The sequence below is a fragment of the Pseudomonas sp. QD4 genome, from assembly GCF_049199125.1.
Lineage (GTDB): Bacteria > Pseudomonadota > Gammaproteobacteria > Pseudomonadales > Pseudomonadaceae > Aquipseudomonas.
The window spans coordinates 480,445-504,693 of record NZ_JBLZOM010000003.1 but is presented as its reverse complement, the minus strand read 5'-3'; the positions used below and the strand labels follow the sequence as shown (position 1 = coordinate 504,693).

Below are 24,249 nucleotides of genomic sequence, written 5' to 3'. Positions count from 1 at the left end.
GCGGCTACAGGCTGGCGCCCTTACTCAAGCATCTGCCCCAGCAGCCAACTGCCTGCCGGGCCGGGCGGATGCAGGCGTGACCAGAGAGCATCCACTGCCACCTGGCGCGGCCAGCCACGGGCGTCGAGTTCATGCAGGCTGCCCGCGCCGAAGCGCTCTACCAGCCAGCGTGGCAAGGGCGCCCAGCCGAAACCGCCCTGGGCCATTTCCAGCAGCATCAGGTAGCTGGGGGCCGACCAGACGCGGCCCCGGGCACGGCTTTCGTAAGGGTTGATCACCGTCGCCAGGCGCAGTTCGCGATGCTGTTGCAAGGTCTCCTTGTCGACTTTGGCGAGGCTCGCCAGGGGATGTTGCGGCGACACAAACAGAGCGATTTCGGTGCGTTCATCGACGGTGGCCCAATCCAGGTCCGTGGGGTAGCTGGGCTGCATTTCGGCGAAGGCGATCTGTGCCCGCCCGCGTTGCACCAGTTCCACCAGGTCCTCGCATTCGGCGATCAGGCATTCCAGTTCAAGGTCCGGATAGCGTTGTTCGAACGCCTGCAGGGAAGCCTCGAAGCGGTCCGATTGATAGGTGTCGGACAGCGCCACCGTCAGCTTGGCCTCAACGCCCCGGGACAACTGGCTGGCGGCCATTTCCAGGCGACTGGTGGCCGCCAGGATCTCTTCGGCGCGCTGCAGCAGTACATGCCCGGCGGGAGTCAGCCCGGGCTTGCGACTGCTGCGGTCGAACAACTGCACATCCAGGTCGATCTCCAGGCTGGCGACAGCGGCGCTGATGGTCGACTGACTCTTGCCCAGCTTGCGCGCGGCAGCGGAAAACGAGCCCTGGGTGGCCGCCTGGACAAACGCCAGCAGCACTTCATGTGAAGCCATGAACTATCGCCTTGGTCGATGGTTATTGGTTATGAAGTATCGGTATCTGATTGGATCATGGCAACCACCTTCACCCCTGGAGCCGGACCATGAACTCCCAGAAATCCCTGAAAGAACGCGTTGCCCAGGCCGTTGGCTTCGAAGTCCTGGCGTTGCTGATCTGTACGCCGTTGCTGGCCTGGTTGATGGACAAGCCCCTGGTGAACATGGGCGCGGTGACCCTGGGCATCGGTCTGATTGCCCTGGCCTGGAACGTGGTGTTCAACAGCGTGTTCGATCGCCTGCTCAAGCGCCTGGCGTTGAGCCACAGCCCCTGGACCCGGGTCTTGCACGCCCTGTTGTTCGAAGGCGGGCTGGTGGCGGTCAGCGTGCCGCTGATTGCCTGGTGGTTGCAGGTCAGCCTGTGGCAGGCCTTGCTGCTGGATATCGGCGTGCTGCTGTTTTTCCTGCCGTACACCTACCTGTATCACTGGCTGTACGACCTGGCGCGGGAGCGCCTGATGCGCCTGCGAATGGCGAACTAATGTCACGGGCCTGGGTCATAGAGTCCGCTGCCGAGAGTCGATGGCCAAGCGGCGCGGCGCCTCAGTCAGCGTCAACAGAAGCGGCGTTGCTTTAAGCAGCAACCCGCGCTTGAGTTGGCTATGCTGCATTGCAGCCTGCAACAGCCCGATGCAGAGCCCTGATAGCGACCTTCAGGGTGACGCTCGAAGCGCACTCGGTCTTGGGGCTGCAGGCCTGGAGCCTGGAACCGGCCAGGGTGATGATTGATAGAAACGATGTGCCGGTTCATGTAACCGAATCTGCTGTTCCCTCGACTAGCTGAAGGCCATGACCCTTTCTCCATCCTGGATCATCTGCGAGCACTGCGATTCGCTGTATCAATCAGTGCCGCTTGGCAAAGGCCAGACGGCCCAGTGTTCACGCTGCGGCGCAGTGCTCGCCAGGGCCAGCCGCTGGAGCGTGCAACAGCTGTTTGCGCTGTCGATTACCGCTGCCGTGCTGTTTGTGTTCGCCAACGCCTTTCCAGTGATCAAGATCAGCCTCGAAGGCCTGAGCAACGAAGCCACCCTCTGGCAATCGGTCGAGGCCCTGGCCTATGGGCGGATCAGTCTGATTGCCGCTGTCACCGGATTGACCATCATCCTTGCCCCCTGCCTGCAGATCGTTCTGCTGTGCTGGTTGCTGGGCTTTGCCAATGTCGGCCGCGCCGCGCCGGGCTTCAAGATGTGCATGCGCACCCTGGAACACCTGCGGCCCTGGAGCATGCTCGAGGTGTGCCTGCTGGGCATCCTGGTGGCCATCGTCAAGCTGGCGGGCATGCTCGATGTGCACCCGGGCCTTGGGCTGTGGGCGCTGTCGATGTTGACGGTGCTGATTATCCTGATTTCCGGCAAAGACATCCGCCGGCTCTGGCACGACCTGGAGGGCCGCTATTGATGAGCGCGCCACCCTATGCCCGCGACCTGCAATTGATGCTCTGCCATACCTGCGGCCAGGTCTGCGCGCAAGACGTCCATCACTGTCCGCGCTGCGATGGCGCCGTGCACAGGCGCAAGCCCAACAGCCTGACGCGCACCTGGGCGTTCCTGCTGGCGAGTCTGATTTTCTATATCCCGGCCAACCTGTTGCCGGTCATGTACACCAGCATGTTCGGCAGCGGCAGTGAAAACACCATCCTTAGCGGCGTCTACGAGTTCTGGAGCCACGGCTCCTGGGACATCGCGCTGCTGATCTTTATCGCCAGCGTGGTCGTGCCCTGCATCAAGTTCTTTGCCCTGGCGACCCTCCTGATCAGTTGCCAGCGGCGCAGCCATTGGGCGATGCGCGAGCGCGCCCGGCTCTATCGGTTTATCGAAGTGATCGGTTACTGGTCGATGCTCGACGTGATCGTGGTCGCGCTGGTGGCCGCGCTGGTGCAGTTCCGCGCCCTGAGCTCGATCGAGCCGCGCATGGGCATTCTGTTTTTTGGTTTGGTTGTGGTGCTGACGATGTTGGCGGCCATGAGTTTCGATCCCCGGCTCATCTGGGATGTAGAGGTGGAAGATGTCTGATGATCCAGGTTCCAAGCAATCGCCTGCCCCAGGCACTCCGGCGGTCAGGACACGGCGCTTCAACGTATCCCTGGTCTGGCTGGTGCCGATTGTCGCGGCCCTGGTCGGGGTGTCGATGATGATCAACAACTCCCTGTCGGCCGGGCCGCAGATTTCCATCAGCTTCCTGACCGCAGAAGGCCTGGAAGCCAACAAGACCCAGGTCAAATACAAGAATGTGGTGATCGGCAAGGTCACCGCCATTGCCCTGAGCGATGACCGCAGCAAGGTCAACGCCACCGTCGAACTGGATCAGTCGGCCCAGCCGTTCACCGCCGATGATTCGATGTTCTGGGTGGTGCGACCCCGTATCGGCGCCAACGGTATCTCCGGGGTCGACACCTTGCTTTCCGGGGCCTTCATCGGCGCCGATGCCGGGCAATCAGGCAAGACCAGCAAACAGTTCGTCGGCCTGGAAACCCCGCCGGCGGTGACCTACGGCCAGCAGGGCAAGCGCTTCACCCTGCGCACCGATGACCTGGGTTCGCTGGACATCGGCTCGCCGGTCTATTACCGGCGGATCCAGGTCGGGCAGGTGATTTCCTATCAACTGGCCAGCGATGGCAAAGGGGTGGATGTGCGGGTGTTCGTCAACTCGCCCAATGACCAGTACGTCACCACCGATTCGCGCTTCTGGAACGCCAGCGGCGTGGACGTGACCCTGGGGGCCAACGGGCTCAAGGTCAACACCGAGTCCCTATCGTCGATCCTGGCGGGCGGCATTGCCTTTGTCGAACCCAAGTACAGCCCGAACCCGGTGCCTGCCGCCGAAAACGCCACCTACACCCTGTTCGACGACCAGGACACCGCGCTGGCCCCGCCCGATGGCGAGCCGCGCTACATGCGCATGCGTTTTGACCAGCCGTTGCGCGGGCTGGCGATCAATGCACCGGTGGAGTTCCTGGGGGTGAACATCGGCAAAGTGGTGTCGATGAACCTGGATTTCGACGAGCAGAAAAAGGACTTCTGGACCGTGGTCGGCGTGGTGATCTATCCCAATCGCCTGGGCAAGGTTCAGGAAAAGCTGCTCAAGGAATGGGGCGGAGAGGACGAGGCGCGCTCTGCAGAGTTGATCGCCGGCTTCGTCAAGCGCGGCCTGCGGGCCCAGGCGCGCAGCGGCAACCTGCTGACCGGGCAATTGCTGATTTCCCTGGACTTCATGCCCAACGCCAAGCCGGTCGCGTTCGATCAGAACGCCAAGCCGCTGGAGATTCCGACCGTGCCGGGCAGCCTCGACAAGCTGCAGGAGCAAGTGCAGCAAGTGGTCGAGAAAATCAGCAAATTGCCGCTCGATGCCATCGCCAATAACCTCAATTCCAGCCTCGGGGAAATGAACAAGACCCTGAAACAGGTCAACGGCGAGGTGCTGCCGCAGATGCGCGATACCCTGGTGCAGACCCGGAAAACCCTGGCCACCGCCAACGACAGCTTTTCCGAGGACTCGCCAGAGCGCCTGCGCCTGGGCCAGGCGATGGATGAAGTGCAACGCACTGCGCGTTCGGTACGGGTGTTGACCGACTTCCTCAGCCGCCATCCCGAGTCGTTGATTCGCGGTCGCCTCAAGGACAATCAGCCGGATGCCTACAAATCCACGTCATCCTCTGTTCGTGAACCCGAGCCGGAAGCCCAGCCATGAAAACCCCCATCCTGTTGTTGAGTGCGGTAGTGGGCCTGGCGGCCTGCAGTTCGGCGCCGACCCGTTACTACACGCTGATGTCGCCCGTGGCCGAAGGGGCCGCCGCCGGCGTTGCGGCGCCGGGGTTTCAATTCGAGATGGCGACGGTGCGCATTCCGGCCCAGGTCGACCAGCCACAGTTGGTGGTGCGCCAGGATGGCGGGACCTTGGCGATTCTGGAAACCCAGCGCTGGAGTGCGCCGCTGGTGGATGAGTTTCATGACGCCCTGGCCAGCCAGCTGGAGGTGAGGCTGGGGACACGCAACCTCGAAGGGTTGCCCAAGCAGGCCGGGCGCCCGGTGCTGTCGCTGCAGACGGATGTGCGGCGCTTTGATTCGTTGCCGGGGCGCTATGCCTTGATCGATGTGGTATGGAGCCTGCGCCTGCGCGGCGAGGGCGCACAGGCTCGGAGCCTGACCTGCAGCAGCCAGATCCGCCAGCCGGCCGGTGTCGAACTGGAGGCGCTGGTATTGGCGCACCAGCAGGCCATCGGGCAACTGGCGCAGAGCATTGCCAGTACCGCTCGGCGCTGGGCGCAAGTGCCATCCACCCCTTGCCCCTGAGCTGATCAGCGCCGAGCCGACAACTGCTGCGGTGCCAGAAACGCATCGTGGAAATAATCACGCAATGCCTGCATCGCCGGGGTGAAGTCCCGCTCGCGGTGCCAGGCCAGGCCCACGCTCATGGGCGTGACCGGGTCGGTGACGGTCAGGGTCTCGATGCGCTTGCCCTCCAGTGACCAGGGGCGATGCACCAGATCGGATAGAATCGCCACCCCGCTGCCGTTGGCCACCATGCTGCGCACCGCCTCCACCGAACTGGTGCGCACCCGGACCTTGGGTTGCTGCCGGGCGTGTTCCCAGTAGCGCATGGCACTTTGTTCAGCCTCATCCACGGTGAGCAGGATGTAGGGTTCGAGGGCCACGTCGGCCAGGCTGACCGCCGCCCGCTCGCACAGCGGGTGGTGGCTGGGCAGCCACAGGCGCCGTTCGGAGTTGAACAGAATCTCCGAGACGATAGCCGGGTGGGTCAGGTTGGCGGTCAGCACCACCGCCATGTCGAAGCGGCCTTCCAGCAGACCTTGTTCGATGGCCTGGCGCTCCTGCTCGTGGACCTCGATGGTCACGTCCGGGTGCCAGTGTTCCAGGCGTTGCAGGTGATGGGGCAGGAAATAGCCGATCACCGTGTAGCTTGCCGCCAGGCGCAGCACGCCGCTGGCGCGGTAGTCCGGCAGCGGGCTGTTCAAGGCGTCGTCGACGCTGCGCAGAATCACGTAGGCGCGGTTGAGAAAATGCCGCCCGGCATCGGTCAGGTTCATGCCCTGGGCCGAGCGCACGAACAGCTGCACCGCGAGCATGGCTTCCAGTTCCTTGATCGCCGTGGTCACCGCCGACTGGGAAATATTCAGGTGAATCGCCGCCTGGGAAATCTGTCCGATCTCGGCAGTGGCCACAAAGTAGCGCACCTGACGTAACGTCAAAGACATCAACAACTCCTCAAACCACCCACATTGATCCAATAACCGCCCGTAGCCGCTGCCGAGCCCCGCGAGGCTGCGCTGTGCCGAACAGGCACCGATAAACCCAACGCTCTGCATCGCCCACCGGGGCCAGCACAGCCTGCGGCAGCGGCTACAGTATTATCTGTTTTTCAGAAGATACCCTATCTGATAATAGATCTTCCCAAGGGGTCGGCCCGCAGCCTAATTTTGCCTGCAACCAGTCACGACAGGCGGAGCAACGGTGATGCAGGCAGTGGATTTCAATTCGGACATGGGTGAAAGCTTCGGCCCATGGACCATCGGCGATGGCGTCGACACCGAGCTGATGGGGTTTATCAGTTCAGCCAATATCGCCACCGGCTTTCATGCCGGCGACCCCGGCACCATGCGCCGCACGGTCGAGACCGCCAAGCGCCTGGGGGTGGCCATTGGCGCTCACCCGGGGTTCCGCGACCTGGTGGGTTTTGGCCGCCGGCACATCCATGCCCCGGCCCAGGAACTGGTCGACGACATGCTCTACCAACTCGGCGCCCTGCGGGAAATTGCCCGGGCCCAAGGCGTACCGCTGCAACACATCAAGCCCCACGGCGCGCTGTACATGCACCTGGCCCGGGATGAACAGGCCGCGAGGCTGCTGGTGGAAAACCTGCAACGCCTGGAGCCGCAGTTGCTGTTGTACTGCATGCCCGATTCGGTGATCTGGCGCGTGGCCCGCGAGCTGGGGCAACCGGTGATCCGTGAGTTTTACGCCGATCGCGACTACGACCTCAGCGGCTCCATCGTCTTCACCCGCCAGGTGCGCGCGCTGGATCCTGGCGAAGTCGCGGCCAAGGTCTTGCGCGCCTGCCAGAGCGGCCTGGTGCGCACGGTCGAAGGTCAAGACCTGCCCATCGCCTTCGATTCCATCTGCCTGCACAGCGACACCCCCGGCGCCCTGGCCTTGGTCCAGGCCACTCGCCAGGCGCTGGACCAGGCCGGTATCGAGGTGCGCGCGCCGCGCTGATGCCCTGAAACACCGAGTGCGCAGACCTCGGGTTTTGCTCAATGCGTTGAATTTTTTTGCCTGCCTTTCTACAAGTATTCCAAGAGGAACAGACATGGCCGAATACAGTGTTACCACCCAGGCCGTACCGGTCCCGGGCCAACCTGCGGTGATTGAGTGCCGAGCAGGTGAGGCATGAGCACAGCGATTCGCTACAGCTTTGGTGCCGATGAGCACCTGTTCGCCGAGGTCAGCGACAGCATGTCCCTGGAGGCGTTTTTCAAGGGCATGGCCGTGACCCGCGCCGTGGAGCGCCTGGCCCTGGATGGGGTGCTGGACATATGCCTGGCCAATGCTTCGTTCCAGATCCGTTTCGACCCCGACCGCATTGCGCCCCAGGCGCTGCTGGAGGCGGTGCGCGGCGCCGAGGCCGGAGCCGTGGCCGAACGCAGCTTGCATACGCGGATCATCGAGATTCCGGTGCTGTACAACGATCCCTGGACCCACGAAACCCTGATGCGTTTTCGTGACCGCCATCAGGACCCGAGCGCCACGGACCTTGAGTACGCCGCGCGGATCAACGGCCTGGCCGACGTCGAGGCGTTTATTGCGGCCCACAGTGGCGCGCCCTGGTTTGTGTCGATGGTCGGCTTTGTCGCCGGCTTGCCGTTCATGTTCCAGATGGTCGAGCGCGAGCAGCAGTTGCAGGTGCCCAAATACCTGCGGCCGCGCACCGATACGCCGAAGCTGACCCTGGGCCACGGCGGCTGTTTCGGCTGCATCTACTCGGTGCGCGGGGCGGGCGGTTATCAGATGTTTGGCGTGACCCCGGCACCGATCTACGACCCCGAGCAAACCCTGGCGTATCTGAAGGAGCACATGGTGTTCTTCCGACCCGGCGACATCGTCCAGTTCAAAGCCATGGACCGCGAGGCCTACGACCTGGCGGTGGCCGAGGTGGAGGCCGGCCGTTTCGACCTGCGTATCCGGCCGGTGGAGTTTTCACTGGATGCCTTTCTCGCCGACCCGGTCGGCTATCCGAAGTCGTTACAGGAGGCGTTGGCATGATCAAGGTCATCAAACCGGGCCTGGCCACATCGGTGCAGGATCTGGGGCGCGAAGGCTATTACCACCTGGGTATTCCGCCGTCCGGGGCCCTGGATCAATACGCCTTGAGCGCGGCCAACCAACTGGTCGGCAACCCGCCGGGTGCGGCGGCGCTGGAGTGCACGCTGGTCGGGCCGGAGCTGGAGTTTTGCCGCGATGCCCTGGTGGCGGTCTGCGGCGCGCACATGACGCCCAAGCTCGATGGGGTGGACATGCACCTGGACACGGCCTTTGCGGTCAAGGCCGGGCAAGTGTTGCGCTTCGACTTTCCCAAGGCCGGCGCCCGCGCTTACCTGGCGGTGGCCGGCGGCATCGATGTGCCGCTGGTATTGGGCAGTCGTTCCACTTACACCCTCGGCGCCCTGGGCGGTTTTCAGGGGCGGCGGTTGGCCGTCGGCGATGAGTTGCCAGTGGGTGTGGACAGCGGCAAGAGCCGGGTCGGTGCGAGTTTGCCCATGGCCTTGCGTCAGTCCCTGGGTGGCGAGGTCACGCTGCGGGTGGTGCCCGGCCTGTATTACGAGCGCTTGAGCGAGGCGGCCAAGGTCAGCTTTTTTGCCGAGCCCTGGACCGTGGGTTCCGAAGCTGACCGTATCGGCTATCGCTTCAAGGGCGGCAGTGCCTTGGGCTTTCAGCCGCGGGAGCAGCCGTTTGGTGCCGGCTCGGATCCGTCGAACATCGTCGACAGCTGTTACCCGATCGGTTCGATCCAGGTGCCTGCGGGGCTCGAACCGATCGTGTTGCATCGGGATGCGGTGTCCGGTGGCGGCTACGCCATGATCGGCACCGTGATCAGTGCCGACCTCGACCTGATCGGCCAGATGCAACCCAACCAGAAGGCCCGTTTCGTCGCGGTGACCCTCGAACAGGCGCTGGAGGCCCGGCGCTCCTACAAGAAAAAACTGGCTTGCCTGAGCAAGCTGTTTCCCTCCTGAACACCACGGCGGCTACACCCGTAGCCGCTGCCGCAGGCTCGGGCCGCGTTCGGACGCTGTCCGGATGCACCATTTCCCTCCCTGATACCCCGACCCACCTCAACCCACGTCCAAACGCAGCCCAAGCCTGACAACTACACGCCCGCTCAAAACAGTTGGGTAAACAACCAATACAAACTGCCCGACAACAGGATCGCCGCCGGCAGGGTCAGGACCCAGGCCATCAGCAGGTTGCGGATGGTGCGCATCTGCAGCCCGCCGCCGTTGGCGACCATGGTCCCGGCCACGCCCGATGACAGGACATGGGTGGTCGATACCGGCAGGCCGAACATGTCGGCGGCGCCGATGGTCAGCATGGCCACGGTTTCCGCCGAGGCGCCCTGGGCGTAGGTCAGGTGGGTCTTGCCGATCTTTTCACCGACCGTCACCACGATACGTTTCCAGCCGACCATGGTCCCAAGGCCAAGGGCGATGGCCACGGCGATCTTGACCCACAGCGGAATGAAGCGTGTGGCGTTGTCGATCTGTTGCTTGAACAGCTGCAGCTTGTCCTGGGTGTCGGCGTCAAAGTGGCCGACCTTGTTCTTGTCCATCAGGCGAATGGTTTCGCTGGTCAGGTACATGTCGTTGCGCACGTTGCCCATGGCCTCGGCCGGCACTTTGGACAGGGAGCCATAGCCCTTCACTTCGTTGCCGATATGACCGGCCAGCGCCGCCAGCGCCGGGATCAGCTCAGGCGTGGCCTGCTTGTTGCGCACGTAATCGGAAAGGATCGGCCGCGGATCGGCGGGCGCCGCCTGGGGCGAACCTTTGCTCAGGGCCTGCTGGGTGACTTCGGCCACCGCGGCGAATTGCAGGGCCTGGTCGGCCGGCATGGTGCGGTTCAGCGCGTAGGCCATGGGCAGGGTGCCGACCAGAATCAGCATGATCAGGCCCATGCCCTTCTGGCCGTCGTTGGAGCCGTGGGCGAAGGACACGCCGGTGCAGGTGAGGATCAGCATGCCGCGAATCCACCACGGCGGCGGGGTGTTGCCTTTGGGCGCCTTGTACAGCGCTCGGTTCTTCACGAACAGGCGCAGGGCCAACAGCAGCAGGGCGGCGAACGCGAAGCCGATCAGCGGCGAAAACAGCAGGGCGTACCCGACTTTGGTGGCCTGGCCCCAGTCCACGCCGCTGGTGCCGTCGCGGCCATGCATCAGGGCATTGGCCACGCCGACACCGATGATCGAGCCGATCAGGGTGTGGGACGAAGACGCCGGCAACCCCAGCCACCAGGTGCCGAGGTTCCACAGGATGGCGGCAATCAGCAGGGCGAAGATCATGGCGAAGCCGGCCGATGAGCCGACTTGCAGAATCAGCTCCACCGGCAGCAGGGCGATGATGCCGAAGGCCACGGCGCCGCTGGACAGCAGCACCCCGAGGAAATTGAAAAAACCCGACCAGACCACGGCGAAATGCGGCGGCAGCGAGTGGGTGTAAATCACCGTCGCCACGGCGTTGGCGGTGTCATGGAAACCGTTGACGAATTCGAAGCCCAGGGCGATCAGCAGCGCCACACCGAGCAGCAGGAACGGGGTCCAGGTGGTCACGGTGGTGCCCAGTTCGTGCATGTCGTGCATCAGGCTGTAGGCGGTGAACAGCAAGCCCATGGCCAGTACCGCGAAAAACATCACCAGGGTGAAGGGGCTGGCCTTTTTATCCAGCTGGGGCTTGGTTTCGCGGGCGGAAGAGGGGGCGGCGGCAGTCAGGGAAGGGGTGGCCATTGCCGGACAATCCTGTGGAGGGGAGGAGTGGGCTCCATGATCGTTGCCAAATGTTACAGAGAGACTGCGTCAGGTCAGTGTTTGTGCGATTGGGGAGGGCCGCTGATCTGAATGGACCTTTCTGCATACCGATACAGGCTCCGTGGTCGTCGGGGGGTATGGGGTGTCACGCAGGGCCAGCGCAGCCTTGCGGGCTCGGCAGCGGCTACTGGGTTTGTGGCGCCGGCCGAGGCAGGTGCTGTGGTGGTCAGAGGGTGATGAGGGGCATCTGGGGCCAGCGGGCCTTGGCTCAGTAGTCCTGGCGTTTGCGAAAGGCCCAGCGGCCGGCGAACAGGGTGAAGGTGGCGACCAGGGCCACCAGGATCCAGAAGCCTTCGGGGTCTGCGGAAAACGGAATGCCGCCTACGTTCATGCCGAAGAAGCCGGCGATGATGTTGATCGGCAGCGCCAGCACGGTGACCACGGTCAGGGTGAACAGGGTGCGGTTGGTCTGTTCGTTGAGGTTGGCGGCGATTTCTTCCTGTAACAGTTTGATCCGCTCCCCCAGGGCCGTGAGGTCGTTGATGATCAGCGCGAACTCCTCGGTGGATTTGCGCAGCTCCTTGACGTCTTCCTTCTGCAGCCATTGCGGCGGCCGGTTGAGCAGCCGCAGCAGCGAGCCCGGCTCCAGTGCCAGCAGGCGTTGCAGGCGCACCAGCACCCGGCGCATGGCCCCGAGTTCGGCGCGGTTGGTGGAGACCCGGGCCGCCAGCAGTTGGTCTTCGATCTGGTCCACGCTCTGGCTGGTCTTGCGCACGATCTGGGTCAGTACCTCGCCCTGGTCGCGCAACAGGTGCACCAGCAGTTCCAGGGGCGAGCGAAAGCGCTCGCCGGCCTTGACCGAGGAGCGCAGCTTGTCTACCGAGTGCAGGGGTTGCAGGCGGGCGCTGACAATCAGGCGGCTGCGGGCGCAGACCCACAGGGTCGATATATCCGAGGAGACCATGCTGCTGAAGTTGAACACCACGTCGTTGACCACCGCCAGCAGTGCCGAGTCCACATGCTCGATGCGGGTTGAGCGCGAGCCTTCATGCAACGCTTCGAAAAACTCTTCAGGCAATTCCAGGTGAGCCTTCATCCAGCGCTCGCAGGCCGCGTGGGCCAGGTTCAGGTGCAGCCAGAGAAACTCTTCACCGTCCCCCGCTTGTTTCAGGCATTCCAGGGCCTTGGCCGAGTCCAGCTCGCGGCCGGCTTGCCCCGGGAGAAAACTGAAGCCGTACAACAGGCCGAACAGATCGGAATCGCGATGGCTTTGGTCGATGCTGTGGTTCATGGAGTCTCGCTGGAGGGAAGCCATGCAGGCAGTGTGAAAACTACTGCGTTTGGCAATACTGCGTTAAAAACAGGCTCGGAATGCTCATTTACAGCCAGTAAACTCCGCTTCCTCGCCTGTTTTTGCCTTGTCTTGCCTTCACTCGCTACGTTTTCACACAGCCTGCACCTGTAGGCGTTTTACAGGTTCACTTGGGCTTTATCATCGCAAGGCTTTTTGATGTTTTTGTGACAGTTTCAGGTGCAGAATGCGCGCCCTGCTACCGGTGGTCGGAGGCGCTCAAGAAAGCCTGCTGCGCGCCGATCACGCTCACAGCAGTCGAGCATCGGCCCGTCGTCGATTGCCCTGACAGGGATGTCTGTGTGCCACCCACGTCCATTTCGGATGTGTTCCATCCCTGCCATGAGATCTCATTTGATGTTCTTGCAAAAATCCCTGCGCGCGCAAACGCTCGCCTTGTTGAGCGGCAGCCTGTTTGCGATGTTGTTGATCGCCCTGGCGTGTTTCAACTTCCTGTCCAATGGTGTGCAAAGTTATCGCAATCTGATCGAGGGGCCGCTGCGCACTTCGCAGCTGGTCGACGAGGCCAACCTGCAGTTCAAGAGCCAGGTCCAGGAATGGAAGAACGTCCTGCTGCGCGGCAAACAGCCTGAAGAGCGCAACAAATACTGGAAGTTGTTCGAAGACCGCCAGAGCGATGTCCAGGGCATTCTGGGCCAGTTGGCGATGGCCCCAGGTGTCGACGCGCAGTTGAAGAGCCAGATCGAACGCCTGCGTGAAGAGCATCGCCAGCTCGGTGCGGCCTATCAGAAAGGGCGCGATGCCTATGTGGCGGCGGGTGCCGATCCGGCGGCCGGTGATGTGGCGGTCAAGGGCCTGGATCGCGCTACCAGCGAGCAGATGAGTGAGTTGGTCGGCCAGTTGCGCAAGCAGGGTGACCAGCAGTCGCTGCTGATCAGTGCCGCGGCCGAACGCACGATCTGGATCGGGATTCTGGTGATGCTGGCGTCGGGCCTGATGATCGGCCTGTTCAGCCTGTGGCTGGTCAACCGCAACCTGGTGCAGCCGATCCGCACCCTGATCGAGTATGTCGCGCAACTGAGCCAGGGCCGTTTTGCCGAACGTGTCGCCAGTGACCGCCAGGACGAGCTGGGCCGCTTGGCCATGGCCGCCAACACCTTGCGGGATTTCCTCGCCGAAACCTTCAGCCGCCTGCAACGCAGCACCTCCGACCTGGACAGCGCCAGCGGCGAGTTGAGCTCCATTGCCGGGTTGATGGCCCAGGGCACCAATGAGCAGTTCAACCGCACCGACCAGGTGGCCACGGCCATGAACGAGATGTCCGCCACGGCCCAGGAAGTGGCGCGCCACGCCGCCGATGCGGCGCGCGCGGCCGACGATGCCGATCACTCGGCGCAACAGGGCGAACAGGTGATGCAGGGCACCATCCACACCATCACCCTGATGCGCGGCGAAATCGCCAACACCGCGAAGGTTATTCGCCAGTTGGAAACCGACAGCGGGCGCATCGGTAAAGTGCTGGAGGTGATCCGCGGGATTGCCGAACAGACCAACCTGCTGGCGCTGAATGCGGCCATCGAGGCGGCTCGCGCCGGTGAGGCCGGGCGTGGTTTTGCGGTGGTGGCGGACGAAGTGCGCAGCCTGGCGCAGCGCACGGCGGCCTCGATCATCGAGATCAACCAGATTATCCAGACCGTGCAGACCGGCGCGGTGGACGCCGCCCAGGCCATTGAAAGCGGCCAGTCACGCAGCGAGCAGAGCGTCGAGCAAGTGACCCAGGCCGGGGCGATGCTGGAGCGGATCACCGTGGCCGTGGAGGCGATCCGTGACATGAACCGCCAGATCGCCACGGCCGCGGAAGAGCAAACCTCGGTGGCCGAGGACATTTCGCGCAACCTGACCGAGATCACCAGCATCGCCAGTACCAATCTGGACAACGTGCAGCGCACCGAAGCGGCAAGCCGCAACCTGCATGGCTTGTCGGGGCAGTTGAACGAGGTCACCGCGCGCCTGGGCAACTGACCGCCGCGCCTTGTGTATCGGCCTGCTTACCAGGTCGGTACACAGTCACTCTCAAGTTGGCCGGGCTGGCGTCGATGGTAGGGCAAACCCCAACTCACGAGGCCCATGCCCATGGTCAGTATCAGCTCCGTTTCCATTACCCAACCCCAGGTCACCACCCGCAAGCTGGCGACCAGCGCCAGCGATGAGGCCAGCAGCACCGAGACCGGGGTTGCCTCGGCCAGTGCTGCCTCCGGCGACAGCAGCAAGGCGGCCGGCGCTTCGGGGGCTGCGGCGTCCGGCGGCAGTTCCAGCAGCAGCGACGAGTCGGATGCGGTCAAGGCGCTGCGCAAGCAGATTGCGCAATTGCAGAAAGAGTTGCAGGAGCAGCAACAGCAGCTGCAGGCCGCCCAGGCCAGTCAGGACAGCAAGGATGCCAAGGCCGCCGCGGTGGCTGCCGCGCAATCGCAGATCGCCTCCACCAGCGGCTCGCTGCAGACCGCCACCGCCGCACTGCTGCAAGCCTTGCAGGATTCGAGCAGCAGTTCGTCCGGCTCGCTGGTCGACACCACGGCCTGAGATCAGGCCCGGGTTTCAGGCCCGAGTTTCAGGCGCCAGGGGCAGGCTGAAGGTGAAGAGCGTGCCGTGCTCGGCGCTTGAGGCCAGGTCCATGCGCCCGCCGTGGGAGCGGGCGATCTGGTCGGCGATGTACAGCCCCAGGCCCAGTCCGGCCTGCGGCGTGTCGCTGGCCGGGCGCGAGTACGGCTGGAACAGGTAGGGCAGGATCGCCGGGGGAATCTGCCCCGGGTTCTGCACCGCCAGCATAAACACGCCCTCACGCACTTCGGCCCTGACCTGCACCGGGCCTTCGGGCGCGCCGTGGGTGATGGCATTGGCCACCAGGTTGGAGAGCAGTTGCGCGACCCGGTCGCGGTCGCAGTGGATGCCCTGCAAATCGCCGATCACACACTGGATGGGGCGCTCCGGGTGCACGCTCTGCACTTCTGCCACCACGTGATGCAAGGTTTGCTCCAGATCCTGGCTGGACGCGATGTTCAGTGTGATGCCGGGCCCCAGGCGTCCCCGGGCGAAGTCCAGCACGTCTTCGACCAACTGTGCGGCGCGCCGTCCACAGTTGAGAATGTGCTGCACGATCGGGTCGGTGGCCGGGTTCGGGTGTTTGCGCAGCAGGCGTTCGGCACCGACATTGATCGCGAACAGCGGGTTGCGCAGGTCATGGCCCAGCACGGCAATGAATTGCTCGCGCAGCTCGGCGGTCTGGCGCTCCTGCTGCAGCGCGGCTTCGGTCTGTTGCTGGCTTTCTTCGGCCTCGATCTGCAGCGACAGCAGGCGCGCGAACGACTCCATGGTGCTCTGGATGGCGCTGGCCTTGAGTGCCGCCGGGCTCGGATCGAGGGCGCAGATGGTGCCGAAGAAGCTGCCGTCGGTGCGAAACACCGGGACCGAGATATAGCTTTCGAAGCGGTACAGGCGTGGGGTGTGGTGATTATGGTAGTGCGGGTCTTCGCTGGCCTTGTCGATCACGACCGAGACGTGGGCCGAGCGGATTTCGTGGCACAGGGTGGTGACCAGGTCCAGTTCGCCGCCGACCTTGAGGCCGAACTCCAGGTCATCCAGGACTGCGCAGGCGTGCCACGAGGTATCGGTGACCCGGGCCACCGCGGCAAAGCGCAAGCCGGTCATTTCACGAATCACCTGCAACATCGCCGGCACTGCGCTGATCCGGCCGATGGTGGCGATGTCGGCTGCTGTCTGCCCCATTTCATTCTCTGCACAAAAGGCGCGACACCTTATGCGCCGCCGAACCTGGGTGTGATTCTAGCGAGCTGACGCGGGTGGGTGGCAATTTCCTTGGGCCCCCGGCGGATTTGTTTCTGGCGCCGGTTTGCCAGCGGCGCGCCACAAAAAAGCCGCGCGTCCCTGAGGACGCGCGGCCTTTATGTCGGTTGCCTTATTGGTCTTGCTTATTGCTCAGGACCTTGCCGCTCTTGGCGTCCAGGTCGATTTCCCATTTCACGCCTTTGGCATCGCGCAGTTCCACCTGGTACACGTAGCCGGCTGCGGCGGAGTGTTCCAGTTCGGTGTCGGTGATATTGGCGGCGGTGGTGCCGGGGTGTTGGGCCAGGGCGGTCTGGTTGAGTTTTTCCAGGTCCATGATGGTGCCAGCCTTGAGCAGCCCCGGAATCAGGTCGGGGCGAACGTCAGCCTGGGCCAGGCCAGCGGTCAGGGTCAGGGCGGTAGCGGCGAACAGGGCAGTCAACGTTTTCATCTGTGTATTCCTTGAAGTGAACTGTTTAAGTGGCCTCAGGTTAGCCGCTCGAACTTAACTCACCCTTAATTTGGCGCAACCTTTGCGCCGTTTGTTCAATTCCGTGACGGCGCCGGCTTGCATGCTGCGGGCTCGATCACGGGAGAACCTTATGAAAGGCTTGATGGGCAGTATCTATGCACCGTTGTTCTGGTTTGGCTTTATCGGGGCCGGGGTGTGGCTGGTGGGAGAGGGCGGGGTTGCACCGGGTTGGCTGGCGCTGTTGTTTGTCGGTGCGCTGGGGGTGTCGTTCATGGCCGAGTGGTGGCTGCCCTATGAGCCCTGCTGGAACTGCCCGCGTCAGGACCGCCTGCGCGATGTGCTGCATGCGTTGGTCAATGAAAGCTTGAACGCCCTGGGCCTGCTGCTGGTGCCGGGGCTGGTGGCGCTGCTCGGCCATGACGGCCTGTGGCCTCAGGCCTGGCCGTTGTGGGCCCAGGTGCTGCTGGCCATTGTGGTGGCCGATTGCGGAATCACCCTGGCCCATTACGCCAGCCATCGCCTGCCGCTGCTCTGGCGCCTGCATGCGGTGCATCACAGCGTGCAGCGCTTGTATGGCTTCAATGGCTTGATGAAGCACCCGTTGCACCAGTTGGTCGAAGCAACGGCCGGGCTGTTGCCGTTGCTGGCGCTGGGCCTGCCGTTGCAGGTGGCGCAGTTGCTGGCTTTTGCCATCGCCATCCAGCTGTTGTTGCAGCACTCCAATGTCGACATGCGCCTGGGGCCATTGCGGTGGGTGTTCGCCTGGGCGCCGATGCACCGCCTGCACCATATGAAGTACGGCCGCGCCGGGGATGTGAATTTCGGTTTGTTCTTCAACCTGTGGGACTGGCTGCTGGGCACGGCGTTTTACAGCCATGAATACCCGATTCGCGACGGCGACCTGGGCATCGGCAGCCGCCCGGATTTTCCGGTGGATTACTGGCCGCAGTTGCTCGACCCCTTCCAGGCGCCGACCCTGAGTCGCGAGCCGCAGGTGCCGCCGCCGTTGCGCCGTTGAGTCATTCCAGCAGGCGCAGCTCAATGCCTTGCAGGGCCTGGCGTGCGGTCACGCCGAACAGCGCCTTGAGGGTCCGCGAGAAGTGCGCCGAGTCGGCAAAACCGGCGCCATGGGCGGCGTCGGTCACCGACTTGCCAGCCAGTACCAGAGCCATGGCCAGGCGCAGCCGACGCCACAGCACCAGGCGCCGAACCGGCAACCCGACCTGGCTGGCAAACAGCCGCTCCAGCTGACTCAGGGAAAGATGGGCATGGGCCGCCAGGGACGCCGCCGGCACCTTGCCGACCAGGGTCGCGTCAAGCGCCGCCAGCGCCCGTTCGATGCGCGGATCCTGGATCGCCTGGCGCGGGCACTGGCGCAAGGCCTGCTCCAGTCCGGGCAGCGACAGTTCGGCATTGCGCACGGCGTCTTGCAGCGCCTGGGCATCGATCAGCAAGGGTTCGGCATAGACCGTGAACACCACGCCCGGTGCCTCGATGATCGCGTGGCTGCGCATCGCCGGAACAAACAGCTGGTGCCCGGTGTGCAGGGCGCCGTCAAGGCTGATGGTGAGTGGCTGTTCCACGGCCAGAAGCAACTGATGAGCGTAATGGGCGTGGGGCGTGGTACGCCCCAGCTCACCGTGGATCAAGCCATAGTCGCGGCCGAGCCACAGCTGTCCGGTCCACTCGGCTGCCGGCAGCCGTCGCCCGCTGCCCATGCTCAGTAACCGTTGGCTTCGAGCAGTTGCGCGACGCTGGCGCCAGCCGGGCGCTTGACGTACTTGAGCAACTCGCTCGTGCGGTTGGTGAAGATGCCATCGACGCCGGCATCCAGCACCTGCTTGAAGTCCACCGGTTCATCGACGGTGTAGGCGTGCACCAGCAGGCCCTGGTCATGGGTGTACTGGTTCATCCAGGGCTGTACCAGGTCGGAGTAACTCTGGTCGCCCAGGTCACTGAGCTGGGTCGAGGGGCCGGTGCCGATGGCTCCCTGGGCCTTGGCGTAGTCGACCCAGCGCTTGAATTCGGCCTCGTCCTTGGGGTGCTGTTTGGCGTAGAAGGCAGCCTTGGTTTTTTCGCCGCTCTCGGCAAAGGTCTGCCGGGATTGCGCTTCGATGCTGCCGGCACCGACCCACAGCAACAGGATCTTCGGCACCCGTGGCATCTCTTTTTGCAGCAACTCCAGGCTGTGTTTATCGAAGGTCTGCAACACCACCTTGCCTTTGCCCTGGCCGACCGCCAGTTCGCTTTTGGCCAGTTTCGAACCGGCCGGGCTCAGCCAGCCGCGGTCCTGGAGTTTTTCCCGGAGGTCGCGTTCGATGCCAGGAAACTGCCTGGGCTCCTTGGTCTCGATGTACAGCCCGGGTTTGTGTTGCGGGTTGCCCTGGGCGATGTCGATGATTTCATCCAGGGTCAGGATCTTCAGCCCGACGTAGGCGGGGCGCGCGCGGTCCGGGTAGGCCTGGTTGAACCAGCTGCCGGCATCCAGGGTTTTCAGTTCGGCCATGGTGAACTGGTTGGCCGGGCTGTCCTTGCGTTCGGGGAATTTGCTGGCGACGTCGGTGGTGCGTTGCAGGTTGTTGTCATGCAGGGCAAACAGCACGCCGTCCTGGCTGCGCTGCAGGTCCATCTCCAGGTAGTCGGCGCCCAGGTCGCGGGCCAGCCGGTAAGACGCCGCCGTGGACTCCGGCGCATCGAACGAAGCCCCCCGGTGGGCGATCACCGCCGGGTAAGGAATGCCATTGCTGGCGGCCAGTGCGGCGGGCTCCCGCTCGCTGGCAGCCTGGGCCTGGCCGAAGCCAAGCAGCAGGCTCAATAACAGGGCGCTGTGGGTGAAGGTGACCGGCATGCTCGAAGTCCTTTCGTGAGGGCATTGGCAGAGGCCTCTCTTTTAACAACTGCGGCGCGCCAGTGCTATCGCGGCAGCGACATAAAAGCGCCCCCTGCGACTAATGCCAGTCAGTTAAGGACGATCGCTGTACTCGCCACAGGTTATTTTGTGCTCGCTCTATCGCTTAACTGATCGGCATTACCCCCCTGCGACTTTTTTCCCACACGTTTGTGCAGCGCTTTGCAGTACTCTTGGGCCCTGCAGTTTCCCCGTCAGAGGGAAACCTCGAACATTCTTTTTCTTGCCCGGCGTGTAAACCATCGACCACGAGTCCTGCGGGACCCTCAGTGAGGTTTAACATGCGCATCACTTCCGAGCTTATCTGTCAGGCTGCCGACCAGCTCAAGGGCTTTGTCGGCTTCAATCGCAAGACCGGCCGCTACATCGTGCGTTTCAGCGAAGACTCCTTCGGCATGGACGTTGCGGACGACGCCATCATCCCCACCTGTGAATTCGTCTGGGCCCTGGGCAGCGGCCCGGCCATGACCCTCAGCCGCGAGCTGATCCAGCTGCTGCTGGACCAGAACATCGATGACCGGATCAACATCACCGAACCCCTGCGGGTGTACATGCGCCGCGACGACATGCCTGAGATTTCAGCGGTGCGCAGCCTGGTCAAGCACGCCCACGGCTGAGCCGGACCTGCCTCAGCGTTCGAACCCATAAGCGCGCTCGACCTTGCACACCCGGGTGTCGAACGACGCGTACCAGTCGCGGCGCCCGCGCTCGCGGGTGGCGCTGTGTTCGGCATGTTGTTTCCAGGCCAGGATCGCCGCCTCGCTGGCCCAGTACGACACGGTGATGCCAAAGCCATCCTCGCCGCGGGCCGATTCCACGCCGAGAAACCCGGGCTGCTGTTGCGCCAACTCGAGCATGCGTGTGGCAGCGGTCTCGTAGTCGGCGTCGAACTCGCGGCGCTGGGAGCTGAAAATCACCGCGTAGTAGGGCGGGGCGGGTGTTTGTCCGATCATTGGCGCGGCCCCCGGCAGGCGTTGAGCAGGGCGCTGACCAGAGGCGCAACGCTGCCGGCCAGGGCGGCGCGTTCCGGCTGGAACAGGGTGCCGATAAAGAACGGATGGCCTGCAAGCTCCACCGCCCGCAGATCGCCCGCCGCGTCATGGCCCACCGCATGCAGGCCCTGGCTCAGCAGCAGGGGGGCCAATTGCGGGTTGAGTCCGTAGCGGCAGTGATACCCCTCCTCGATCTTCAGGGTTGAGTAGACCTGGGCGATCTGGCTGCCTTCCTGCAAATAAACGGTGCCGCGGACCTCGACCAGGGCACAGCTCAACGGCGAGAGCACGGCGCGCTCGGCCTGTGGCGCAATCTCGCCGTGCTCGGCATCGCTCCAGCCCAGGGCATGACGTGCGTACTCCAGCAAGGCATGTTGAAAGCCGGCACAGGTGCCGAGGAAGGGGCGTTGTTGTTCGCGGGCAAAGCGAATCGCCCGCATCGCACCCTCGTAGCTGCGATAGGGGCTGCCCGGTACGCACCAGAAACCATCGAAACGCTCCAGCGGCGTGCCTGCATCTATCTGTTCAGTGGCCAGCCATTGCGCCTCGACCTTCAGGTCAAGGCTGGCGGCGGACAGTTCCAGGGCCTTGGGGATGGCTTGGTGGGCGGTAATCTGCGGGTCGTAGTCGCCGATCAGGGCAATGCGGACGGGGGGCTGGGGCGTGGTAAAGGGCATGCTCGAACTCCGGTGGGGCCAAGGCTTGTTGATTGCTGGACGCCACTATAGATTGGCGTCCACGCAATCAATATTGGCGTTTACCCAAGTGTTCAATGCAGCTACGCACTATCAACTGGACTACCCCGATCTCGCCCTGATCCTTGCCCTGGTCCGGGGTGGCTCGCTGGCCCGAGCCTCGGCGCTGCTCAAGGTCGATGTGTCGACCGTGTTTCGCGCCGTACGCCGCTTGGAGGCGGCCCTGGGTCAGCAGCTGTTCGACAAGAGCCGCGCCGGCTACCTGCCCACCAGCCTGGCCCAGGCCCTGGCGCAGCAGGCCGAGCGCGCCGAGCAGGCACTGGAAGCGGCGCGGGTCGGTGTCGAGCAGGGCGGTGAAGTCATCAGCGGCACGGTACGCCTGACCTGTACCGACTCGGTATTGCAGGGGTTGCTACTACCGGCCCTGGCGCGCTTCATGCCGGCCTACCCGGCGCTCGCGGTCGAGCTGTGCACCTCCAATGATTTCGCCAACCTCAGCCGTCGCGATGCCGACATCGCCTTGCGCCTGACCCGCACGCCGCCCGAGCACCTGGTGGGGCGGCGACTGGGGGCGGTGTCTTATCGGGTCTGCGCCAGCGACGCCTATCTGAAAACGCTGGCAAGTGTGGATCTGGAGCGGCTGACCTGGATCGCTCCGGACGATTTTCTCCCTGATCACCCGACGGTGGCCTGGCGCCGCCAACAGTGGCCCGGGGTGCGGCCCGCCTATCGCTGCAACAGCATGTTGTCGGTCAGCGAACTGGCTCGTGCCGGGCTGGGGGTTGCGGTGTTGCCGGACTTCCTGTTGGGCGAGGGCTCCGGTTTGCAGCCCTTGAGCGAGGCCTTGAGCGGCTGCGATACCGCCTTGTGGCTGCTGACCCGGCCGGATTGCCGCGCATTGCGCTCGGTGGTGACCTTGTTTGATGAGCTGGCGCGGGGCGTGCGCCTGCCTTGACGCCTCAGGCCTGTGGCGGTTCCTTGCGCACAAAGTGCTGGTGCATTTCCGTGGTCAGGCTTTCGATGCGTTCGGTCAACTGCTTGGTCATCTGCGTCAACTGAGTGTTCTGCTCCAGTAGCTCAAGCAACTGTGCGGTGTTTTGCGCGGCCTGGGCCTGGCGGTCGGCGTTGGCCACCGCGATGGCCTCGCGGTGTTGGGCATCGGCGTCGGCCTGGGCCTTATCGCGTGCCGCCTGGCGGGTTTGCGCCAGCAGGATCAGCGGCGCGGCGTAGGCAGACTGCAGGCTGAACGCGAGGTTAAGCAGGATAAACGGGTAGACGTCGAAGGTGGTCACGCCGGCCAGGTTGAGGCCGATCCACACCAGTACGATCAGAGTCTGGGCCCCGAGAAAGGTCGGGGTACCGAAAAAACGCGCAAAGGCCTCGGCCTTCAGGGCAAAGGTATCGTTGCCGAAGGTACTGGTGAGATGAGCGTGAGGACGGTGAAAGCGCAGGTGGTCGAGGGGGGCGGCAGGGCTGGCGGCTTCAGGTTTTTTCGGGCTCATGGGGTTCTCTGCAATGCACTGGGACGTTGGGCGACTATAGCCCTGTCAGGCATTGCCCGATGCCTTGGATGGCATCGGGCCGGCGCGAATTAGAGCGCCTTGCGCTCGCTGGCGAACATGCTCACCGCTTGCACTGCTTCGCTGGTGCCATCACGAATCTGCAGGATCACCGTGCCTGCCTGGTCGGCCAGGCCGACGCCCTTGGAGGCTCGGTCCCGGGTGCCTTGCATGCTTTTGATGGCTTGCTGGGTCTCGTTCTGGATCACGTCGATCATCGCGGAAATTTCCGCGGTCGAGCCACTGGTGCGGGCGGCCAATTGCCGGACCTCATCAGCCACCACGGCAAATCCTCGGCCTTGTTCCCCGGCGCGTGCCGCTTCGATGGCCGCGTTGAGCGCCAGCAGGTTGGTCTGGTCGGCAATCGCGCGGATGGTGTTGACGATGGCGGTGATCTGCTCGGAGCGCTCGCCGAGTTGGGCGATCAGGCTGGACGAGCCCTCGATGTTCTCGGCGATATGGCGCATTTCGCTGGCAGCCTGCTGGATCACTTCGGTGCCCTGTTCGGCGACTTTCCGGGTGGCAACCGAGATGTGGTAGGCCTGGGTGGCACTTTGCGCGTCCCGTTCGTGCTGCTGCACCATGGCCGTGACGTCGGAGGCGAATTTCACCACTTTGCACAGACGCCCGCTGGCGTCATACACCGGGTTGTAGTTGGCCTCCAGCCACAGGGTCTGTCCGCGCTTGTCGACGCGTTCGAACTGGCCGCTGAACAACTCGCCCAGATTGAGCCGGCGCCAGAAGTCCTGGTAGGCGCTGCTGTTGACCAGTTCTGCCGGGCAGAAAATCCGGTGGTGCTTGCCCTTGAGCTCGGCCAGGCTGTAGCCGAGGCGATTGAGGAAGTTCTGGTTGGCGCTGAGGATGTTGCCCGAGAGATCGAATTCGATCACCGCCATCGCCCGGTCGATGGCGTCCAGTTTGCCCTTGGCGTCGGTTTCCTGCTGGATCCTGGTCGTCACGTCGAGGGCGTATTTGACCACCTTCACCACTGCGCCCGAAGCGTCGCGGATCGGGTTGTAGCTGGCCTCCAGCCAGACCGAACGGCCCTTGCTGTCGAGACGTTCGAAGGTCCCGGACTCGAACTGGCCATTTTTCAGGCGGCTCCAGAGCTCGCGGTACTGATTGCTGCGGGTAAATGCCTCGGTACAGAACAGGCGATGGGGCTGGCCGATCACCTGTTGCTCGCGGTAGCCCATGGTCTGGAGAAAGTTGTCATTGGCGCGCAGCACATTGCCGTCAATGTCGAATTCCACCACTGCCATCGAGCGCTCGATGGCGTCGAGCATGCTGGCTTGTTGGGCGACGGTTTGCTGCAGGTTCTGGATGGTCTGGTTATGGCGTTTGAATAGCATGGTCGCGGGTGCTCAGTGGGAAAAACGGGGAAGTCGGTCCCTGTTCAAGTTCGCCTGCATACCGAAGCCTCGGGTGCCTCGGCATTGTCTGCTGATATCAGCGTTCCATGACTGACATAAAGCAAGGATGGATGTGATGCACGGGCGCGGTTTTTCCTCGGGTTTTCGCC

Annotated in this window: 25 protein-coding genes; 13 read left to right on the top strand and 12 right to left on the bottom strand. The window is 63.7% G+C overall.

Annotation, left to right across the window (positions count from 1 at the left end; all coding sequences use genetic code 11):
* Positions 1–20: 20 nt before the first annotated feature.
* The gene (locus tag ACOZJV_RS22685; protein WP_078470895.1) at positions 21–875 is read right to left on the bottom strand and encodes a LysR family transcriptional regulator; all 855 of its coding nucleotides are present in this window, start codon (positions 873–875) and stop codon (positions 21–23) included.
* A gap of 89 nt (positions 876–964) precedes the next feature.
* On the opposite strand from ACOZJV_RS22685, the gene ACOZJV_RS22680 reads away from it, so the two are divergent.
* From ACOZJV_RS22680 to ACOZJV_RS22660, 5 genes are all read left to right on the top strand, one after another.
* Entirely contained in the window at positions 965–1,399 is a 435-nt protein-coding gene (locus ACOZJV_RS22680) for a multidrug/biocide efflux PACE transporter (RefSeq protein ID WP_201132038.1), read from the top strand.
* Positions 1,400–1,706: 307 nt separating this feature from the next.
* Positions 1,707–2,315, top strand: a complete 609-nt coding sequence (locus ACOZJV_RS22675) for a paraquat-inducible protein A (protein ID WP_078470893.1) — start codon at positions 1,707–1,709, stop codon at positions 2,313–2,315.
* The gene (locus ACOZJV_RS22670; protein ID WP_078470892.1) at positions 2,315–2,929 is read left to right on the top strand and encodes a paraquat-inducible protein A; all 615 of its coding nucleotides are present in this window, start codon (positions 2,315–2,317) and stop codon (positions 2,927–2,929) included. Before ACOZJV_RS22675 ends, ACOZJV_RS22670 begins: the two co-directional genes overlap by 1 nt.
* Positions 2,922–4,604, top strand: a complete 1,683-nt coding sequence (locus ACOZJV_RS22665) for an intermembrane transport protein PqiB (protein WP_078470891.1) — start codon at positions 2,922–2,924, stop codon at positions 4,602–4,604. The genes ACOZJV_RS22670 and ACOZJV_RS22665 overlap by 8 nt, the downstream gene beginning before the upstream one ends.
* The gene (locus ACOZJV_RS22660) at positions 4,601–5,206 is read left to right on the top strand and encodes a PqiC family protein (protein WP_078470890.1); all 606 of its coding nucleotides are present in this window, start codon (positions 4,601–4,603) and stop codon (positions 5,204–5,206) included. Before ACOZJV_RS22665 ends, ACOZJV_RS22660 begins: the two co-directional genes overlap by 4 nt.
* 5 nt (positions 5,207–5,211) lie before the next feature.
* Here the strand turns inward: ACOZJV_RS22660 and ACOZJV_RS22655 are convergent, their stop codons facing one another.
* Positions 5,212–6,129, bottom strand: coding sequence for a LysR family transcriptional regulator (locus ACOZJV_RS22655; RefSeq protein ID WP_421548559.1), 918 nt, complete (start codon positions 6,127–6,129; stop codon positions 5,212–5,214).
* A 259-nt stretch (positions 6,130–6,388) separates the two neighbouring features.
* On the opposite strand from ACOZJV_RS22655, the gene ACOZJV_RS22650 reads away from it, so the two are divergent.
* The 3 genes from ACOZJV_RS22650 to ACOZJV_RS22640 all read left to right on the top strand — a co-directional run bounded on the left by ACOZJV_RS22650 (position 6,389) and on the right by ACOZJV_RS22640 (position 9,165).
* Positions 6,389–7,147, top strand: coding sequence for a 5-oxoprolinase subunit PxpA (locus ACOZJV_RS22650; RefSeq protein WP_078470888.1), 759 nt, complete (start codon positions 6,389–6,391; stop codon positions 7,145–7,147).
* Positions 7,148–7,321: 174 nt separating this feature from the next.
* Positions 7,322–8,194, top strand: coding sequence for a 5-oxoprolinase subunit B family protein (locus tag ACOZJV_RS22645; protein ID WP_421548558.1), 873 nt, complete (start codon positions 7,322–7,324; stop codon positions 8,192–8,194).
* Entirely contained in the window at positions 8,191–9,165 is a 975-nt protein-coding gene (locus ACOZJV_RS22640; RefSeq protein WP_421548557.1) for a biotin-dependent carboxyltransferase family protein, read from the top strand. Before ACOZJV_RS22645 ends, ACOZJV_RS22640 begins: the two co-directional genes overlap by 4 nt.
* A gap of 146 nt (positions 9,166–9,311) precedes the next feature.
* On the opposite strand, the gene ACOZJV_RS22635 is transcribed toward ACOZJV_RS22640, so the two are convergent.
* Both ACOZJV_RS22635 and ACOZJV_RS22630 read right to left on the bottom strand, forming a co-directional pair.
* Positions 9,312–10,928: an inorganic phosphate transporter gene (locus ACOZJV_RS22635; protein WP_078470885.1), complete on the bottom strand. Its 1,617-nt coding sequence runs from the start codon at positions 10,926–10,928 to the stop codon at positions 9,312–9,314.
* Between the two features lie 289 nt (positions 10,929–11,217).
* On the bottom strand, positions 11,218–12,240 hold the full coding sequence (locus ACOZJV_RS22630) for a transporter (protein WP_078470884.1): 1,023 nt from the start codon (positions 12,238–12,240) through the stop codon (positions 11,218–11,220).
* A gap of 417 nt (positions 12,241–12,657) precedes the next feature.
* On the opposite strand from ACOZJV_RS22630, the gene ACOZJV_RS22625 reads away from it, so the two are divergent.
* Both ACOZJV_RS22625 and ACOZJV_RS22620 read left to right on the top strand, forming a co-directional pair.
* Positions 12,658–14,283 carry a methyl-accepting chemotaxis protein gene (locus tag ACOZJV_RS22625; protein WP_421548556.1) on the top strand — a complete coding sequence of 542 codons (1,626 nt, stop codon included), beginning with the start codon at positions 12,658–12,660 and terminating at the stop codon, positions 14,281–14,283.
* A gap of 111 nt (positions 14,284–14,394) precedes the next feature.
* Positions 14,395–14,841 carry a hypothetical protein gene (locus tag ACOZJV_RS22620; RefSeq protein WP_201132033.1) on the top strand — a complete coding sequence of 149 codons (447 nt, stop codon included), beginning with the start codon at positions 14,395–14,397 and terminating at the stop codon, positions 14,839–14,841.
* A 15-nt stretch (positions 14,842–14,856) separates the two neighbouring features.
* On the opposite strand, the gene ACOZJV_RS22615 is transcribed toward ACOZJV_RS22620, so the two are convergent.
* Together ACOZJV_RS22615 and ACOZJV_RS22610 are read right to left on the bottom strand one after the other, a co-directional pair.
* Positions 14,857–16,044 carry a GAF domain-containing sensor histidine kinase gene (locus ACOZJV_RS22615; protein ID WP_421548555.1) on the bottom strand — a complete coding sequence of 396 codons (1,188 nt, stop codon included), beginning with the start codon at positions 16,042–16,044 and terminating at the stop codon, positions 14,857–14,859.
* A 190-nt stretch (positions 16,045–16,234) separates the two neighbouring features.
* Positions 16,235–16,552 (bottom strand): PepSY domain-containing protein, encoded by a 318-nt coding sequence (locus tag ACOZJV_RS22610; RefSeq protein ID WP_078470880.1) that lies wholly within the window; start codon positions 16,550–16,552, stop codon positions 16,235–16,237.
* A 151-nt stretch (positions 16,553–16,703) separates the two neighbouring features.
* Here ACOZJV_RS22610 and ACOZJV_RS22605 point away from each other — a divergent pair, with 151 nt between their 5' ends.
* A complete protein-coding gene (locus ACOZJV_RS22605) occupies positions 16,704–17,591 on the top strand; it encodes a sterol desaturase family protein (protein WP_421548554.1) in 888 nt (295 codons plus the stop codon).
* 1 nt (position 17,592) lies between these two features.
* Here the strand turns inward: ACOZJV_RS22605 and ACOZJV_RS22600 are convergent, their stop codons facing one another.
* Both ACOZJV_RS22600 and ACOZJV_RS22595 read right to left on the bottom strand, forming a co-directional pair.
* Positions 17,593–18,291, bottom strand: coding sequence for a helix-turn-helix domain-containing protein (locus ACOZJV_RS22600; RefSeq protein WP_421548553.1), 699 nt, complete (start codon positions 18,289–18,291; stop codon positions 17,593–17,595).
* A gap of 2 nt (positions 18,292–18,293) precedes the next feature.
* The gene (locus ACOZJV_RS22595) at positions 18,294–19,421 is read right to left on the bottom strand and encodes a glycerophosphodiester phosphodiesterase (RefSeq protein ID WP_201132029.1); all 1,128 of its coding nucleotides are present in this window, start codon (positions 19,419–19,421) and stop codon (positions 18,294–18,296) included.
* Positions 19,422–19,762: 341 nt separating this feature from the next.
* Between ACOZJV_RS22595 and ACOZJV_RS22590 the strand changes: the two genes are divergently transcribed.
* Positions 19,763–20,098, top strand: a complete 336-nt coding sequence (locus ACOZJV_RS22590) for a DUF2025 family protein (protein WP_078470876.1) — start codon at positions 19,763–19,765, stop codon at positions 20,096–20,098.
* Between the two features lie 12 nt (positions 20,099–20,110).
* Here the strand turns inward: ACOZJV_RS22590 and ACOZJV_RS22585 are convergent, their stop codons facing one another.
* Both ACOZJV_RS22585 and ACOZJV_RS22580 read right to left on the bottom strand, forming a co-directional pair.
* A complete protein-coding gene (locus ACOZJV_RS22585; protein WP_421548552.1) occupies positions 20,111–20,434 on the bottom strand; it encodes an antibiotic biosynthesis monooxygenase family protein in 324 nt (107 codons plus the stop codon).
* The gene (locus tag ACOZJV_RS22580) at positions 20,431–21,150 is read right to left on the bottom strand and encodes a CTP synthase C-terminal region-related (seleno)protein (protein WP_421548551.1); all 720 of its coding nucleotides are present in this window, start codon (positions 21,148–21,150) and stop codon (positions 20,431–20,433) included. Before ACOZJV_RS22580 ends, ACOZJV_RS22585 begins: the two co-directional genes overlap by 4 nt.
* Positions 21,151–21,175: 25 nt before the next feature.
* Between ACOZJV_RS22580 and ACOZJV_RS22575 the strand changes: the two genes are divergently transcribed.
* Entirely contained in the window at positions 21,176–22,123 is a 948-nt protein-coding gene (locus ACOZJV_RS22575) for a LysR family transcriptional regulator (RefSeq protein ID WP_078470943.1), read from the top strand.
* 4 nt (positions 22,124–22,127) lie between these two features.
* Here the strand turns inward: ACOZJV_RS22575 and ACOZJV_RS22570 are convergent, their stop codons facing one another.
* Both ACOZJV_RS22570 and ACOZJV_RS22565 read right to left on the bottom strand, forming a co-directional pair.
* On the bottom strand, positions 22,128–22,670 hold the full coding sequence (locus ACOZJV_RS22570; protein WP_201132026.1) for a DUF1003 domain-containing protein: 543 nt from the start codon (positions 22,668–22,670) through the stop codon (positions 22,128–22,130).
* Between the two features lie 89 nt (positions 22,671–22,759).
* Positions 22,760–24,079, bottom strand: coding sequence for a methyl-accepting chemotaxis protein (locus tag ACOZJV_RS22565; RefSeq protein WP_421548550.1), 1,320 nt, complete (start codon positions 24,077–24,079; stop codon positions 22,760–22,762).
* Positions 24,080–24,249 lie beyond the last annotated feature (170 nt).

Coding starts and splice junctions, on each gene's coding strand:
- ACOZJV_RS22670 (WP_078470892.1), top strand. CDS start 2,315: ATGAGCGCGCCACCCTATGCCCGCGACCTGCAATTGATGCTCTGCCAT.
- ACOZJV_RS22565 (WP_421548550.1), bottom strand. CDS start 24,079: ATGCTATTCAAACGCCATAACCAGACCATCCAGAACCTGCAGCAAACC.
- ACOZJV_RS22635 (WP_078470885.1), bottom strand. CDS start 10,928: ATGGCCACCCCTTCCCTGACTGCCGCCGCCCCCTCTTCCGCCCGCGAA.
- ACOZJV_RS22620 (WP_201132033.1), top strand. CDS start 14,395: ATGGTCAGTATCAGCTCCGTTTCCATTACCCAACCCCAGGTCACCACC.
- ACOZJV_RS22610 (WP_078470880.1), bottom strand. CDS start 16,552: ATGAAAACGTTGACTGCCCTGTTCGCCGCTACCGCCCTGACCCTGACC.
- ACOZJV_RS22630 (WP_078470884.1), bottom strand. CDS start 12,240: ATGAACCACAGCATCGACCAAAGCCATCGCGATTCCGATCTGTTCGGC.
- ACOZJV_RS22660 (WP_078470890.1), top strand. CDS start 4,601: ATGAAAACCCCCATCCTGTTGTTGAGTGCGGTAGTGGGCCTGGCGGCC.
- ACOZJV_RS22650 (WP_078470888.1), top strand. CDS start 6,389: ATGCAGGCAGTGGATTTCAATTCGGACATGGGTGAAAGCTTCGGCCCA.
- ACOZJV_RS22685 (WP_078470895.1), bottom strand. CDS start 875: ATGGCTTCACATGAAGTGCTGCTGGCGTTTGTCCAGGCGGCCACCCAG.
- ACOZJV_RS22640 (WP_421548557.1), top strand. CDS start 8,191: ATGATCAAGGTCATCAAACCGGGCCTGGCCACATCGGTGCAGGATCTG.
- ACOZJV_RS22600 (WP_421548553.1), bottom strand. CDS start 18,291: ATGGGCAGCGGGCGACGGCTGCCGGCAGCCGAGTGGACCGGACAGCTG.
- ACOZJV_RS22675 (WP_078470893.1), top strand. CDS start 1,707: ATGACCCTTTCTCCATCCTGGATCATCTGCGAGCACTGCGATTCGCTG.
- ACOZJV_RS22655 (WP_421548559.1), bottom strand. CDS start 6,129: ATGTCTTTGACGTTACGTCAGGTGCGCTACTTTGTGGCCACTGCCGAG.
- ACOZJV_RS22590 (WP_078470876.1), top strand. CDS start 19,763: ATGCGCATCACTTCCGAGCTTATCTGTCAGGCTGCCGACCAGCTCAAG.
- ACOZJV_RS22645 (WP_421548558.1), top strand. CDS start 7,322: ATGAGCACAGCGATTCGCTACAGCTTTGGTGCCGATGAGCACCTGTTC.
- ACOZJV_RS22580 (WP_421548551.1), bottom strand. CDS start 21,150: ATGCCCTTTACCACGCCCCAGCCCCCCGTCCGCATTGCCCTGATCGGC.
- ACOZJV_RS22605 (WP_421548554.1), top strand. CDS start 16,704: ATGAAAGGCTTGATGGGCAGTATCTATGCACCGTTGTTCTGGTTTGGC.
- ACOZJV_RS22570 (WP_201132026.1), bottom strand. CDS start 22,670: ATGAGCCCGAAAAAACCTGAAGCCGCCAGCCCTGCCGCCCCCCTCGAC.
- ACOZJV_RS22595 (WP_201132029.1), bottom strand. CDS start 19,421: ATGCCGGTCACCTTCACCCACAGCGCCCTGTTATTGAGCCTGCTGCTT.
- ACOZJV_RS22585 (WP_421548552.1), bottom strand. CDS start 20,434: ATGATCGGACAAACACCCGCCCCGCCCTACTACGCGGTGATTTTCAGC.
- ACOZJV_RS22615 (WP_421548555.1), bottom strand. CDS start 16,044: ATGGGGCAGACAGCAGCCGACATCGCCACCATCGGCCGGATCAGCGCA.
- ACOZJV_RS22665 (WP_078470891.1), top strand. CDS start 2,922: ATGTCTGATGATCCAGGTTCCAAGCAATCGCCTGCCCCAGGCACTCCG.
- ACOZJV_RS22625 (WP_421548556.1), top strand. CDS start 12,658: ATGTTCTTGCAAAAATCCCTGCGCGCGCAAACGCTCGCCTTGTTGAGC.
- ACOZJV_RS22680 (WP_201132038.1), top strand. CDS start 965: ATGAACTCCCAGAAATCCCTGAAAGAACGCGTTGCCCAGGCCGTTGGC.